The organism is Streptomyces sp. NPDC041135 (genome assembly GCF_055592085.1).
The window spans coordinates 234,018-249,074 of sequence record NZ_JBVIYZ010000002.1 but is presented as its reverse complement, the minus strand read 5'-3'; the positions used below and the strand labels follow the sequence as shown (position 1 = coordinate 249,074).

Sequence of the window (15,057 nt, the reverse complement as noted above, 5' to 3'; positions counted from 1 at the left end):
GCCGGTCAATAGCGGACGGGCAGCGCGGTCAGGCCGCGGTTGAGCAGCGACGGCTGCCAGGTGAGCCCCGCGGGGTCGGCCAGGGCGAGGTCCGGGTGGTCGCGGACGAGCGTGCCGACCACGGCGACGGCGACCAGCCGGGCCAGTGCGGCGCCGATGCAGAAGTGGGCGCCGAAGCCGAGGCCGAGGTGGGTGGCGCCGGTGCGCCGGACGTCGAACCGGCCGGGGTCCGGGAAGCGGGCCGGGTCGCGGTTGGCGGCGGCGGTGACGAGGAAGATGCGGTCCCCGGCCCGCAGCGTGCGGCCGTCGAGGTCCAGGTCGCGGGCGGCGGTGCGGATGGACATCTTGGACGGGCCGTCCAGGCGCAGCGTCTCCTCCACGGCCCCCGCCACCAGCGCCGGGTCCTCGCGGACGGCGGCCAGCTGGTCGGGCCGGGTCAGCAGGGCCAGGACGGTGTTGGCGATGAGGTTGCTGGTGGTCTCCCCGCCGGCGAACGCCATCTGGGTGAGCATCCCGGTGAACTCCTCGACGGTGACGGACTCCCCCACCCGTCCGGCCCGCAGCACCGAGCCGATCAGGTCGTCACCCGGCTCGGCGCGCCGTTCGTTCACCAGCCCGGCCAGGTAGTCCTCCAGGCTCACCAGCGCCTGGAGGGAGGCCCGGTACTCGCTCTCCTCCTGGGCGGTGCCGAGGACGAGGTCGGCGACGCGGGCGTTCCAGTACCAGAAGGACGGCGCGTGGGTCGGCGGGATGCCGAGCCAGCGGGCGAAGACCAGGGCGGGCAGCGGCTTGGCGGCGTCGGCCAGCAGGTCGCCGGTCCGGCCCGGGGTGGCGCGGCGGCCGAGGACCGCCGCGGTGGCCCGCTCGGTGAAGGTGCGGTAGCGGGCCACGGCCCGGGCGGCGAAGGCCTCCTGGAAGACCTGGCGCAGCCGGCGGTGCTGGGGCGGGTCGTTGAAGACCATCCAGCGCGACAGGATCGAGAAGGCGCGCTCGGCGTCCTCGCGGGCGCCCTGCGGCACGGCGTCCATCAGGGGGCGCACCCGGTCGGCGGAGACCGCGGGGTCGCGCAGGCACTGCATGACCTGGTCGTATCCGGTGACCAGCCAGGCGTGGTGCATCGGGCTCCAGTGGACCGGTGCGTGCGCGCGCAGCGCGTCGAGGTAGCCGTAGGGCTCGGCGACCATGTCGGGGGCGAGGAGGTAGCGCTCGGCGAAGGCGGGGGCGGCGGTGGTGACGGTCATCGTCCGGCCTCCGTCCCGAGCGAGGCGAACAGCGCGGCGATGCCGGCCACCCTCGGCTCCGCCATCATCGACATGTGGTCGCCGTCGCTGACGTGCAGGGTGAGTCCCTCGCCCGCCACCTCCCGCCAGCGTTCGACGTAGGTGTCGTAGTCGACGTCGAGGCCGGGCATCGTGCGGCCGCGGGGCAGTCCGGCGGCCTCGCTGCCCACCACCAGGTGGATGTGGCCGGGGTAGGGGCGGACCTCGTAGGCGGCGAGCGCGGCGAGCAGCGAGTGCCAGACCTCGATCGGCGCGTCCTCGACCAGGGAGGCCTCGGCCGGGCTCATCCCGGCGCCCAGGAGGGCGGCGGTGAGTTCGGCGGTGGCCCGGTCGCGCCGGGGCGAGGGCGGCAGCGCGCGCAGCCGGTCCCGCAGCCGCAGCGCCTCCCGCAGGTCCTTGGCGACCGTGGTCAGCCTCGTCCGGGCGGCGGGGTTGGGCAGGTAGGGCTCGACGAGGACCAGCGGCGCGGCGCGGTGGCCGGCCTGGTGCAGCTGGGTGGCCATCTCCAGGGCGATGTTGGCGCCCATGGACCAGCCCAGCAGGGTGTGCGGGCCGCGGTCGTCGGACTCGGTGAGTTCGGCGACGTAGTTGGCGGCGATGCCGGAGACGGTGCTCGGGTCGACGCCGCCGAGCAGGCCGCGTGCCTGGAAGGCGTGCACGGGGCGGCCGGGCGGCAGGGCGCGGGCCAGCGGCACGAACCAGGCGGCGCTGCCGCCGGTGGGGTGCACGCACCACAGGGGCGCGCCGCGTCCGTCGCGCAGCCGCACCTCGGAGGTGACGGCGGCCGGTACGGCGGCGGCGTCCGCCCGGGTGACGTGCTCGGCGAGCTGGGCGATCGTGGGGTGCTCGATGAGGTCGCCGACGGAGACGGTCAGTCCCCGTGCGGCGGCCATCAGGGAGACCCGGACGGTGGACAGGGAGCTGCCGCCGATGCGGAAGAAGTCGTCGTGGACGCCGATGCGGGCCAGTCCCAGGACCTCGCGCCACACCTCGGCGAGGACCTTCTCGGCCGGGGTGGCCGGTGCGACGTAGGCGGTCTCGCTGTCGGCGCGGTCGGCGGGCGGCAGGGGCAGCGCCCGTCTGTCGATCTTGCCGCTGCGGTTGACGGGCAGGGCGGCGAGGAAGACGAACCGGGCGGGCACCATGTATCCGGGCAGCGAGGCGCGCAGGGCGCGGCGCAGCCGCTCGGTGTCGGGCTCCTCGGGGCTGCGGGCGACCAGGTAGGCGACGAGGGCGGGTTCGCCGGGCAGGTCGGTGCGGTGCAGCACCACGGCCTGGCGGACCTCGGGCAGCTGCCGCAGGGCGTGCTCGATCTCGCCGAGTTCGATGCGGAAGCCGCGCAGCTTGACCTGGCTGTCGCGGCGGCCGAGCCACTCCACCGAGCCGTCGGGCCGGTGGGTGCCCAGGTCGCCGGTGCGGCACAGGCGCTCGCCGGGGGCGCCGTAGGGGTCGGGGACGTAGGTGGCGGCGGTGAGCGCGGGGCGGCCGAGGTAGCCGCGGCCGACGGCCTGACCGCCGAGGTAGATCTCACCGGGGACGCCGGCGGGGACGGGCTGGAGGTCCTCGTCGAGGACGTGGACGCGGGTGTTGCGCATCGGGGTGCCGATGGGCGGCCGTCCCTGGCCGGGGCTCAGGTCGGCGGCCACGGACCACACGGAGGTCTCGGTGAGGCCGTAGACGTTCTGGAAGCGGCGGCCGCGGGCCCAGACGTCGGCGAGTTCGGCCGGGCAGGCCTCGCCGGCGACCTGGAGCACGCGCAGGCCGGGGAAGTCGTCCTCGCCGAGGACGGCGAGGGCGCTGGGCGGCAGCATGGCGCAGGTGACGCCGCCCTCGCGCAGGGTGCGGGCGAGGTCGGGGCCGGGGCGCAGGGCGTCCCTCGGCGCGGTCACCAGGCGGCCGCCGTTGGCGAGGGACCAGGTGAGTTCCAGGATCGAGGCGTCGAAGCCGAAGGAGGCGAACTGCAGCACCCGGTCCTCGGGGGTGGGCCGCACCAGGTCGCGCTGGCCCTCGAGCATGTTGGACAGGCCGCGGTGCGGGATGGCGACGCCCTTGGGGGTGCCGGTGGAGCCGGAGGTGTAGATGATGTAGGCGAGGGTGTCGGCGCCGGGTTCGCCGGTGCGCGGGGCATCGGCGGTGTCGGCGGGCGCGTCCGCGTCGAGGTGGATCACCGGCCCGTCGAAGGGCACCGTGCCATCCAGCGCCGTCTGGGTGAGCAGGACCCGCATCCCGCTGTCGCCGGCCATGAACGCCAGCCGCTCGGTGGGGTGCTGCGGGTCGAGCGGCAGGAAGGCGCCGCCCGCGCGGAGCACGCCGACGGCGGCCCGCACCAGGTCCGGTCCGCGCTCCGCGCAGATGCCGACCACCGTCTCCGGGCCCACCCCCAGCCGCCGCAGCCGCCGCGCCAATCGCTCGGCGCCGTCGTGGAGTTCGCCGTACGTCACCTGCCGTCCGAGGTGTTCGACGGCGACCGCGTGCGGGGTGCGGGCGGCGTGGGCGGCGATGTGCTCGTGGAACAGCAGCGGGGAGGAGGGGATCGCGGGGCCGCGCGCCCAGTCCTCCAGGGCGGTTCTGCGGGCGGCGCCGGTGAGCGCGGGCCGGGTCACGGGGGCGCCGGGGTCGGCGACCATCGCCTCCAGCTGGGCGCACAGCACGTCGGCGAGCTGCTCGGCGGTGGCGGGGGCGACGCGCTCGGTGTCGGCGTCCAGCGTGAACTCGTTGACGCTCGCGTTGACCAGCAGCGGGAACATGGTGCGGGCGATCTCCAGCGACTCGTCCCAGGTGTCGTGGGAGAGCCGGTGGAAGTTGACGTAGTTGAACACGGCGTCGGTCAGGTCCGGTTCGGTGGGCCGCAGGCGCGCGATGCGGACCAGTGGCACCCGGCGGTGCGGCAGCATCTCCTGCTCGGCGGTGAAGACGTCCCGCAGGTAGGCCAGCCAGCTCCCGCGCGGGCGGGCGACGCCGAACGGCACGGTGTTGAGGAACAGTCCGCGCATCCGGTCCGCGCCGGGCACCTCGGGCCGGCCGTTGGTGACCAGGCCGACGCTGTGGCCGAGGGCGCTGTCGTCGCGCTGGGCGAACAGGCTCATGGTGTGGTGGAAGGCGGTGATCAGCACGGTGCGGCGGGGCACCCCGGCCCGCCTGGCCAGCTGCCCGATGCGTTCGGCGAGGTGGGCGTAGGAGCGGCGTACCTCGTGCACCGGCGGCAGGTCCGCGCCGGCGCCGGCCGCCCGGCGGGGCAGGCGTACCGGGCGCAGGTCGGCGAGGCGCTCGCGCCAGTACTCCAGGGACTCCTCGCTGCCCACGGCGGCCCGCTCCAGGGCCACGTACTCGGCGAAGGCGGGGGCGCTCGGGGGGCGGGGGGCGGTGCGGTGGGCGACGGCCTCCCGGTGCAGTGCCAGGAGGTCGGCGATGAGGGAGGTCAGGCTCCAGCCGTCCAGGACGACGTGGCAGTCGGTGAGGACGAGCCGCAGCTCGTGGTCGGTGACGTGGTGCAGGTGGATGCGGACCAGCGGGGCCGCGGCCAGGTCGAAGCGGCGGGCGAACTCCTCGTCCACGAACCGGCGCAGCCGGGCCCGCTGCTCCTCTCGGGGCAGCCCGCGCAGGTCGGTGTAGCCGACGGGGAGGTGGGCGGCGCGGTGCACCAGCTGGAGGGGTTCGCGGTAGGAGACGAGGTCGACGGAGGTGCGCAGGATGGGGTGGCCGGCGACGACGGCGTCCACGGCGGCCTGGAACGCGGCCCGGTCGAACCCCTCGGGCACGGTGATCTTCAGGTCGGTGACGTTGTGGTAGGCGCCGCGCCAGGGGTCGGCGAGCATCTCGTGCAGCATGCCGGCCTGGAGCATGGTCAGCGGGTAGGCGTCCTCCAGGCCGTCGGGCAGCCGTTCGGCGTCGGCGGGGTCGAGCTGGGAGAACGGGGCGACGGGCGGAGGCGTGTCGATGGCCTCGGTCGCCGCCGCGGCGAGGTCGGCGAGGGTGCGGGAGCGGAAGACGTCGGCGACGGTGAAGCCGAGTCCGGCCTGCCGGGCGAGGCCGACCAGACGCAGGGCCAGGATGGAGTCGCCGCCCAGGTCGAAGAAGTTGTCGCCGCGGCCGACGTGTTCGCAGCCGAGCACCTGGGTCCAGACCCCGGCCAGGGTCCGCTCCACCGGGCCCTCGGGCGGCACCTGGCCGCCGGGTCCGCGGTCGGCGGGCGCGACGGCGGTCAGGGCGGCGCGGTCCACCTTGCCGTTCGCGGTCAGGGGCAGCCGCTCGTGGCGCGCGAACAGCGCCGGGACCATGTAGTCGGGCAGGGTCAGCCGCAGCCCCTCGCGCAGGGCGGCGGCGTCCAGCGGGCGGCCCTCGGGCGTGACGACGTGGGCGACGAGCCGGGCGGTGCCGCCGTCGCGGCGGGCGACGACCGCGGCGTCGGCGACTCCGGGCAGCGCGCGCAGGGCGGTCTCGATCTCGCCGGGTTCGATGCGGTAGCCGCGGATCTTCACCTGGTGGTCGGCGCGCCCCACGTAGCCGAGCTGGCCGTCGGGCAGCACCCGTACCAGGTCGCCGGTGCGGTACATGCGGGCGCCGGGCGGGCCGAAGGGGTCGTCGAGGAAGCGTTCGGCGGTCAGCTCGGGGCGGTTGCGGTAGCCGCGGGCGACGCCGCCGCCGGAGACGTACAGTTCGCCGACGCTGCCGGGCGGGACCAGCCGGCCCCAGGCGTCGAGGACGTACCCGTGCTGCCCGTCCAGCGGGCGGCCGATGGGTGAGCGCACCGCCGCGCTGACGTCGTCCTCGGTGATCGCGCGGAAGGTGACGTGGACGGTGGTCTCGGTGATGCCGTACATGTTGACCAGGTCCGGACGGCGGCCCGGGGCGGTGAACCAGTCGCGGTAGTCGCGCACGTCGAAGGCGTCGCCGCCGAAGATCACCGTGCGCAGGGCCAGGTCGCCGAAGCCGGACCCGGCGGCGGCGAGGTGGGCGCGCAGGCCCTTGAAGGCGGCCGGGGTCTGGTTGAGGACGGTGACGCCCTCCTCGCGCAGCACCCGGTGCACCGCGGCGGGGTCGCGGACCTCGTCGGCGCCGAGCACGACGACCCGGCCGCCGCTGGTCAGCGGGCCCCACAGCTCCCACACCGAGAAGTCGAACGCCGGGGAGTGCGTCAGCGTCCAGACGTCGTCCGGGCCGAAGCCGAAGTGCCGGTCGGCGGCGCCCAGCAGCCAGGCGAGGTTGGCGTGGGTGACCTCGACGCCCTTGGGCCGGCCGGTGGAGCCGGAGGTGTAGATGACGTAGGCGAGGTCGCCGGGCGCGGGAGCGAGGTCGCCGCCGTCGGCCTGCCCGGTGTCCGGTGCGGCGGTGTCGTCGAGCTGGACGATGCCGACCGGCATGCCCTCGACGGCCGCGCGGGTGGCCCGGTCGGTGACGACCCAGTCGATGCCGGAGTCGGTGACGGTGAACTCGCGCCGGGCGCGCGGGTGGGAGGGGTCGAGCGGGAGGTAGGCGGCACCGGCGCGCCACACGGCGAGCAGGGCGACCGCGAGGTCGGGCGTGCGGTCGAGGCAGACGCCGACGAGCGAGCCCGGGGTCACGCCCGCGGCCCGCAGCCGGAGCGCCAGCCGGGAGGCGGCGGCGTCGAGTGCGGCGTAGGTCAGGGTGCGCCCCGCGCCGCTGACGGCCGGTGCGTGCGGGGTGCGGGCGACGTGCCCGGCGAGCCGCTCGGGCGCGGTCGGCGCGGGCAGGGCCGGGGCGGCGGGGGTGGTGCGGTGGGCGGGGCCGTCGGGGCCGAGCAGGTGGGCGCGTTCGGCGGGGCTGAGCGGGTCGATGCCGCTGAGCGGGGTGCCGGGGGCGGTGCGGAACGCCTCCAGCAGGGCCACGGTGTGCCGGGCGAGGGCGGCGATGGACGCCTCGTCGAACAGGTCGGGCCGGTAGACGAAGACCAGGTCGGTACGGCCGTCGCCGTCGCGCAGGTCGAGCGTGAGGTCGAACTTGGCGGTGGTGAGGTCGATCCGGTACGGCGTGCCGGTCACGTCGCCCAGGGCGAAGCCGGTGGGTCCGCCCGCCGCGGAGTGGGTGTAGAGGACCTGCACGAGCGGGTTGCGGGCCAGGTCGCGTTCGGGGCTGAGGGCGTCGACGACCTGCTCGAACGGCAGCCCCTGGTGGGAGAAGGCGTCCAGGACGCGCTCCCGGGTGCGCTCCAGCAGCGTGGCGGGGGTCGGGTCGTCGGAGAGGTCGCCGCGCAGCACCAGGGTGTTGACGAAGAAGCCGACGAGCTGTTCCGTCTCGGGCCGTTCGCGGCCGGCGACCACCGTGCCGACGGCGATGTCGCTCTGCCCGCTGTGGAAGGCCAGCGCGGCCTGGAAGGCGGCGAGCACCGTCATGTACGGCGTGGTGCCGGTGCGCCGGCCGAGGTCGGCCAGGTGGCCGGTCAGCGCGGGCGGCAGGGTGACCGTGTGGGCGGCGCCGCGGCTGCCGGGGGTGTCGGGGCGGGGGTGGTCGGTGGGCAGCTCCAGCGGGGTCAGTCCGGCCAGCCGGGAGCGCCAGTGGTCGAGGGCGGCGCTCTGGTCGGCGTCGCGCTGCCACAGGGCGTAGTCGGTGTAGTCGACGGGCAGGTCGGGCAGGCGCGGGTCGCGGTGCTCGGTCCTGGCCCGGTACAGCTCCGCGAGGTCGCGGACGATCAGGTCGAGCGACCAGCCGTCGGAGACGATGTGGTGCATGGCGAGGACCAGCAGGTGCTCGTCCGGGCCGTCGTGACCGGCGGCGGCGCGGATCAGGGTGGCCCGGAAGGCCGGGTGGTGGGCCAGGTCGAAGGGGCGGGTGGCGGCGGCGTGCACGGCGGCCGCCAGGCGCCGCTCCCGCTCGGCCGCGTCCAGGGCGTCCGCTTGCCCGTCATCGGGTGCGCCGGGCAGGTCGACGACGTCCAGGGACGTGCCGCCGGCCGGCAGCACCTGCTGGTAGGGCGTGCCCTCGTGCTCGCGGAAGACGGTCCGCAGCTGCTCGTGGCGGTCGGCCAGGGCGGTGACGGCGGCCGCCAGGGCGCTCACGTCCAGCGGGCCGGTGAACCGCCAGGCGGCGGGCAGCAGATAGGTCGCGGCGCCGGGGTCGAGCCGGTCGAGGAAGTACAGGCGCTGCTGGGCGGCGGACAGCGGGATGCGGTCCGGGCGGGGCCGGATGCGGGTGGGGCCGTCGTCACGGGCGGCCGCCCGCCCGCGCAGCCGCTGCTCCAGCAGGCGCCGCGCGGCCGGGGACAGGCCGCTGCTCGTGGCGAGGGGACCGGGACGCACGTCCGAAGTGGTCATCAGGGCACTTCCGTTCCTACTCGTGAAAGAAAGCCGTCGGTGCGGGGGCGGCCGGGCCCCGGCGCTCAGAAGTCGGCCGTGAGGGAGAGGTCGATCTCGTCGTCGCTCATCTGCGAGATCAGTTCCAGCAGCCGGCGTTCCACCTCGGCGGCGAGCCGCTCGACGGTGGGGTGTTCGAACAGGTCGCGGACCTGGAGGGGGCAGTCGAAGGCGGAGCGCAGCCGGGAGGTGACGGCGACCGCCCGCAGGGAGTGCCCGCCCAGGACGAAGAAGTCGTCGTGGACGCCGACCCGGGGCAGGTCGAGGACCTCGCACCAGATCTGCGCGACGACCGTCTCCGCCGGGGTGCGCGGGGCGACGAAGGCCTGCGCGGCGGGTTCGGCCGGCTCCGGCAGGGCGGCGGTGTCCAGCTTGCCCTGCACGGTCAGCGGCAGCGCGTCGAGCACGACGAAGGCCGACGGCACGAGGTAGTGCGGCAGCCGGGCCCGGCAGTGGTTCTCCAGCGACTCCTCGGCAAGGCCGCTGCCGGCGGCGTAGCCCACAAGGGCGGGTTCGCCGCGCAGGGTGCGCACGACGACGGCCGCGGCCCGTACGCCGGGATGGCCGCGCAGGACCGCCTCGGCCTCCCCGGGTTCGACGCGGAACCCGCGGATCTTCACCTGGTCGTCGTTGCGGCCGAGGAACTCCAGCTCCCCGTCCGGCAGCCGGCGTACGACGTCACCGGTGCGGTACAGCCGGCCGCCCGGTGCGCCGAACGGGTCGGGCACGAACCGCTCGGCCGTCAGGGCGGGCCTGCCGAGGTAGCCGCGGGCCAGTTCACCGCCGCCCAGCAGGAGTTCGCCGGGGACGCCCTCCGGGGCGAGGGCGCCGTGCGGGTCGACGACGTAGGCGCGGCGGCCGCCGAGGGGGCGGCCGATCGGCACCCGGCCGTGCGGGGCGCGCTCCAGCCGGCGGGCGGTGGCGGAGATGACCGCCTCGGTGGGGCCGTAGGTGTTGACCACGGGCACCCCGGGCAGGTGCGCGAACCAGCGCTCCAGCGGGTCGGCGGGCAGCGCCTCTCCCCCGGTCACCAGCAGCCGCAGGGAGGCCAGCCGCGGTGCGAGGCGGTCGAGGCGGGCCACCACCTCGGCCCAGTAGGACGGGGTGAGTTCCATGACGGTGATCCGCTCGGCGGCGACCCGGTCGGCCAGTTCGTCCGGTGACCAGATCGCGTCGGGCCGTACGACCACGGCCGCTCCGGCGCTCAGGGCGGGCAGGATCTGTTCCAGGGAGGCGTCGAAGGAGGTGGAGGCGAAGGTGAGCACCCGGTCGCGGGCGGTCAGCGCGAACTGTTCGCGGGCGGCGGCCACATGGGCGTCCAGGGCGTGGTGCTCGACACCGACGGCCTTGGGGCGGCCGGTGGAGCCGGAGGTGAAGATGACGTAGGCGAGGTCGCCGGGGCCGGGCCGGTGCCGGGGGCCGCCGGGCGCGGGGCGCACCCGTGCGACGTCGACCGCGACCGCGCCCAGGCCGGTGATCAGCTCCCCGGTGCCGCTGTCGGTGACGACGTGGCGCACCCCGGCCTCGTCGAGCATGTACCGCAGCCGTTCGGCCGGGAGCCGGGTGTCGAGCGGTACGTACACGCCGCCCGCGCGCCAGACGGCGAGCATCGCGGCCACCGGCCACACACCGCGGCCCAGGCACACCCCGACCGCGTCGCCCGGCCGTACGCCCGCGTCCGCGAGGGCCGCGGCCAGTCCGCCGGTGAGGGCGTCCAGTTCGGCGTGGTCGAGGGTGCGGTCCTCGCACACCACGGCCGGGTCGGCCGGCCGGCCCGTGATCCGCAGCGGCGGCGCGGGCCGGGGCGCGGGCGCCTGTCCGGCGCTCGCCACCAGGTGGGTCCGCTCGGTGGGGGACAGCAGCGGCAGCTCGTCCACCGGGGTGGCGGGGGCGGCGAGCGCGGCCGCCAGCACCCGGCCCACGTGCTGGGCGAAGCGGGTGGCGGTGGCCGGGTCGAACAGGTCGGCGGCGTACTCCACGTTGAGGGCGAACCGGCCGGGCCGCACCAGGAAGGTGGCGGTGAGGTCGAACTTCGCCGAGCCCCACGGCAGCGCGAAGTCGGCCGCCTCCAGGCCCGGCAGGGCGGGGCCGCCGGTGGCGGAGTCCTGCACGTCGACCATCACCTGGAACAACGGGTTGCGGGACAGGTCGCGTTCGGGCCGCAGCCGCTCCACGACCCGCTCGAACGGCACGTCCTGGTGGTCGAACGCGCCCAGCACCCCGTCCCGGACGCGCTCCAGGAGCGCCGCGAAGTCCGGCCGTCCGGACAGGTCGGTGCGCAGCACCACGGTGTTGACGAAGAAGCCGACGAGCGGCTCCAGTTCGACCCGGCCGCGGCCGGCGACGGGGGTGCCCACCGTCACGTCGGTCTGTCCCGTCCAGCGGGCCAGGACGGCCTGGGCGGCGGCCAGCAGCACCATGAAGCGGGTGACGCCGCGCTCCCGGGCCCAGGCGTCCACCCGGTCGGCGAGGCCGGCGGGCAGGTCGACCTCGACCGCGCCGCCCCGGCCGCTGAACACCGCGGGCCGCGGCCGGTCGGTGGGCAGTTCCAGGGCGGGGGCGGCCGCCAGGGTCCGCTCCCAGTAGGCGAGTTGCTCCTCCAGGGCGCCGCTGTCGGCGCGCTCGCGCTGCCAGACGGCGAAGTCGGCGTACTGCACGGCCAGCGGAGCGAGTCCGGCGGGCCGGCCGGCCAGCCGGGCGGCGTAGTGCTGCGCCAGCTCCTCCACGAGGACGCCCTTGGACCAGCCGTCGGTGACGGCGTGGTGCAGCGACAGCACGACCACGTGGTCGTCACCGGCGAGTTCCCACACCCCGGCCCGCAGCAGCGGCGGCCGGGCCAGGTCGAAGCGGCGGGTGGCCAGGGCGACCGCCGCGCGCCGCACCGCCGCCAGGCGCTCGGCCGGCTCGCCGCCGGGGGCCCGCTCCCAGTGCAGCGGCACGGGTACGGCGTCCAGGACCTGCTGCACGGGGCGGCCGTCGCTCTCGGTGAGGGCGGTGCGCAGCACCTCGTGCCGCCCGACCAGGTCGTCCAGGGCCTGCTGCCAGGCGGCGCGGTCCAGGCCGCCGCGCACCCGCCAGCAGTACCACAGCAGGTAGGAGTCGCCGCGGTCCGAGGTGCGGTCCAGGAACCACAGGCGTTCCTGGGCGAAGGACAGCGGCAGCGGCTGCGACCGGTCCACGGGCACCACCTCGGTGGCGCCGGCCGCGCGGGCGGCCGCGACCCGCGGGGCGAAGCCGCGCACGGTCGGGTTCTCGAAGACGGTCCGCAGCTCGATGTCCCGGCCCAGGCGCTGGGCGATGCGGGAGACCGCCATGGTGGCGAGCAGGGAGTGGCCACCGAGGTCGAAGAAGCTGTCGTCGATGCCGATGCGCTCCAGGCCCAGGACGTCGGCCCAGATCTCGGCCACGATCCGCTCGGTCTCGTCCCGGGGCTCCACCTGCGGCGCGCCGTCGGCGCCGCGGGCGTGGGCGGGGTCGGGCAGGGCGGCCCGGTCGAGCTTGCCGGAGACGCCGACGGGCAGGGCGTCCAGGACCACGAACTCGGACGGGACGGCGTAGTGCGGCAGGTAACGCGCGCACCAGGCACGCAGGTCGGCGCGCGGCACGGTGGCGGACGCGTCGCCGTCGGCCGGTGCGGCGGGCACGACGTAGCCGGTGAGGCTGCGCCCGGTGGCCCGGTCGGGCCGTACGGCGGCGGCGGCGACCAGCGGGCAGGCGCGCAGCACCGACTCGACCTCGCCGAGTTCGATGCGGAAGCCCCGGATCTTCACCTGGTCGTCGCCGCGTCCCAGGAACTCCAGGTTCCCCGAGGGCGTCCAGCGCACCAGGTCGCCGGTGCGGTAGAGGCGGCCGCCGGGCGGGCCGAACGGGTCCGGCACGAAGCGTTCGGCGGTCAGGGCGGGGCGGCCCAGGTAGCCGCGGGCCACCTCGCGGCCGCCGATGAGGAGTTCGCCGCAGACACCGACCGGGACCGGCTCCCCGTCGGCGTCGACGACGTACACCCGGCGCTCGCCCAGGGGGCGGCCGATGGGCACGGTGTCGGCGGTCGGCCCCTCGGCCTCGTAGGTGGTCGCGGTGACCGTGGTCTCGGTGGGCCCGTAGGCGTTGCACACCCGCGCCCACGGCACCGCGGCGCGCCAGACGGCGAGGGTGTCGGCCGGGACGGCCTCGCCGCCGAGGACGAGCAGCCGCAGGGAGGCGAGCCGGGCCGCGGCGCGGCGGTCGAGGGACAGCGTCAGTTCCGACCAGTACGTCGGCGGCACGTTGACGACGGTGAGGGCGTGCCGCTGGACGACCTCGGGCACCTGGGTGGGCAGCCACGGCTCGTCGGGGCGCATGACGACGGTGGCGCCCGAGGTCAGCGCGGGCAGCACCTGGTCGAGGGAGGCGTCGAAGGAGAAGGAGGCGAAGGCGAGCACCCGGTCGGCGGCGGTGACGCCCAGGCGCCGGCGGGCGGCCTCGACGTGGGAGGCGAGCGCGGTGTGCTCCACGCCGACCGCCTTGGGCCGGCCGGTGGAGCCGGACGTGAAGATGACGTGGGCGAGGTCGCGCGGGTCGGGCCGGTGCCGGGGCCCGTGCGGGTCGGCCGCCACGGCGTCGACGCCGACCGTGACCGGCGCCAGCCCGGCCGCCGCCGCCCCGGTCGCCGCGTCGGCGACGACACAGCTCAGGCCGGCCTCCCGCGCCATGAACCGCAGCCGCTCGGCCGGCAGTTCGGGGTCGAGGGGGACGTAGACGCCGCCCGCCCGCCAGACGCCCTCGATCGCGGCGACCGACCAGGGGCCGCGGCGCAGCAGGACGCCGACGGCGCTGCCGGGGCCGGCCCCGGCGGCGGTGAGCGCGGCGGCGAGGCCGCCGGTCATGCCGTCCAGCTCTGCGTAGCTGACGCGTTCGTCGCCGCAGACCAGCGCGGTCGCGTCGGGCCGGCCGGCGAAGGCGAGCGGGGCCGGCGGTGCGGTGGGACGGTCGGGGGCGTGGTGCCACTCCGGACGGGGCCGGCCGGCCGTGCCCCGGCCCGCGGTCAGGGCGGCGCGGGCCAGGTCGGCCACCGGCGCGTGGGGATCGGCCACGACGGCCCGCAGCAGCGCCACGTAGGCGCGGGCGAAGGACCGCATGGTGGCGGCGTCGAAGAGGGCGGTGGCGTACTGCAGGACGGCGGCGACGCTGCCGTCGGTGCGCAGGGTCAGGTCCAGGAAGACGTCCAGCGGGGTCTCGGCCAGCGGCGGCTGCACCAGCCCGACGTCCAGACCGGGCATCTCCACCGGGCGCAGCGGGCTGTTGAGCAGGGTGAACGACGCCTGGGCGAGCGGGTGCCGGGACAGGTCCCGGTGCCCGCCGACCGCGCCGACCACCTGGTCGAAGGGCGCCTCGGCGTGCGAGAGGTCCTCCAGGACGCGGCCGCGCACCCGCTCCAGCAGGTCCGCGAAGCCCGGCCTCCCGGACAGCTCGGTGCGCAGCACGACCGTGTTGACCAGCGGTCCGACGACGCCGGTGGCGCCGCGCTGGGCGCGGTCGGCGAGGGTGCTGCACACGGCGACGTCGGTGCGGCCCGCCCACTGCCCGAGGAGCGCCTGGTAGGCGGTGAGCAGCAGCATGTACCGGGTGGCGCGGTGGGCGCGGGCGAGGGCGTCGGCGCCGGCGATCAGGTCGGCGGGCAGGTCGAAGCGGACGACGTCGCCCGAACCGTCCCAGACGCGGGGCCGGGGTCGGTCGGTGGGCAGCTCCAGCGGGGTCAGTCCGGCCAGGCGGTCGCGCCAGTGGCCGAGCAGGCGTTCCAGGCGGCCGCCGGAGAGCCGGCCGGCCTGGGCGCGGGCGAGGTCGGCGTAGGCGACGGCGGGCGGCGCCACCGGTTCACCGCGGTAGCCGGCGGCGAGTTCGTCCAGCAGGATGCCCCAGGACCAGCCGTCCACGGCGATGTGGTGGACCTCGATCAGCAGCAGGTGCTCGTCGGGCGCCACGCGGGCGAGGGTGGCGCGCAGGGGGTGCTGGGCGGCCAGGTCGACCGGGCGGCCCAGGTACCGGGCGAACAGGTCCTCGGAGCCACTGGCCCGGGTCCGCTCCAGCAGGGTGCCGGCGGGGGCGTCGACGATCGGTACGGGCTCGCCGTCGACGGCCGTGAACCGGGTGCGCAGCACGTCGTGCCGCCGCACGATCCCGGCGAGGGAGCGCTCCAGGCGGTCCGGGTCGAGGTCGCCGCGCAGACGCAGGACCAGCGGGAGCATCGCGCCGGTGGAGGTGCCGGCCAGCTGGTCCAGGAACCACAGCCGCCGCTGGGCGAAGGATGCCGTGAGGGTGTCGCCGTCGTTCGGTGCCCCTTCCGGGGCCGGGCCTGCTGTCACTGTGAGCCTCCAAGCCGTGTTTTGCAGCAGCCTGCCGCCGGCGGCCCGCGGCCCATAGGGAAGAAGACGCAGCACCGGACGCAGTCCCGGCTGCCGGACCGTCCTTTCCGCACCTGGGCCGGGTCCGCGGTC

The 15,057-nt window shown here is 76.3% G+C and carries 3 protein-coding genes; all 3 read right to left on the bottom strand.

What is annotated here, in order from left to right:
- Positions 1-5: 5 nt before the first annotated feature.
- Entirely contained in the window at positions 6-1,241 is a 1,236-nt protein-coding gene (locus tag ACZ6CZ_RS05330; RefSeq protein WP_469015018.1) for a cytochrome P450, read from the bottom strand.
- The gene (locus ACZ6CZ_RS05325) at positions 1,238-8,548 is read right to left on the bottom strand and encodes an amino acid adenylation domain-containing protein (protein WP_469015014.1); all 7,311 of its coding nucleotides are present in this window, start codon (positions 8,546-8,548) and stop codon (positions 1,238-1,240) included. The genes ACZ6CZ_RS05330 and ACZ6CZ_RS05325 overlap by 4 nt, the downstream gene beginning before the upstream one ends.
- 65 nt (positions 8,549-8,613) lie before the next feature.
- On the bottom strand, positions 8,614-14,925 hold the full coding sequence (locus ACZ6CZ_RS05320; protein WP_469015012.1) for an amino acid adenylation domain-containing protein: 6,312 nt from the start codon (positions 14,923-14,925) through the stop codon (positions 8,614-8,616).
- Between the last annotated feature and the right edge of the window lie 132 nt (positions 14,926-15,057).